The following is a 631-nucleotide window of genomic DNA, read 5'->3' as shown; positions in this document are numbered from 1 at the left end:
AGTAGATTACTAATATATGACAATTATGATTATATTTTAGGATCTTATACGCCGTGTTATACAGAAAGTTTTTTACTTGATGTGTATTTATTAGAAAAGATTTACATAGAGATTGAGAGACGAATAGATAATCATAACTTTTTATTTTACAAGGATGAGTCATTAGTAGAATTACAAAATGCATTAAGTAATACAGCGATGTTATTAAGGAAAGAGAGTAATAGTGGTTTTAAAGGGTTTTTTGGAGGCTCAAGTTCAAAGAATAACTTTGTTGCATTAAGAGATGCTAATGATATGTTATCTAGAGAGATAGAGAGACTTAAAGCTAATTTAAATAATGAAGGAATATTTTATAGCGGTGACACAGATGCATCATTAGAAGTTATAAAGTATGATATGACGTATTTAAAGGAAGCATTAGAATTAGTAAAAGCAAAAATAGGAGCAGACAGTAAAGAGCCCTTAACTAGGAGTTTTAACGAGCAGACTAAGGGACTTGGGAGTGATGGTAAGGGAGACAGATCTAATTATTATGATTTTTTAAAAATTGTACAAGAATCTATTGAAGTATCTATTAATAGTAAACTTGTAAAATATTTTGGCATTAAGATGCATTTTGGTTCACTTGTTA

At 29.0% G+C, this 631-nt stretch carries 1 protein-coding gene; it reads left to right on the top strand.

Annotated features, from left to right (window positions below; genetic code table 11):
• Window positions 1–631: anti-CBASS protein Acb1 family protein (locus U880_RS0106360; protein ID WP_024655224.1), on the top strand; the 631-nt coding region annotated here is incomplete at both ends.

Source organism: Borrelia hispanica CRI (genome assembly GCF_000500065.1).
Lineage (GTDB): Bacteria > Spirochaetota > Spirochaetia > Borreliales > Borreliaceae > Borrelia > Borrelia hispanica.
The sequence above is the reverse complement of the archived record's forward strand: the minus strand, read 5'-3'. Positions and strand labels throughout refer to the sequence as shown.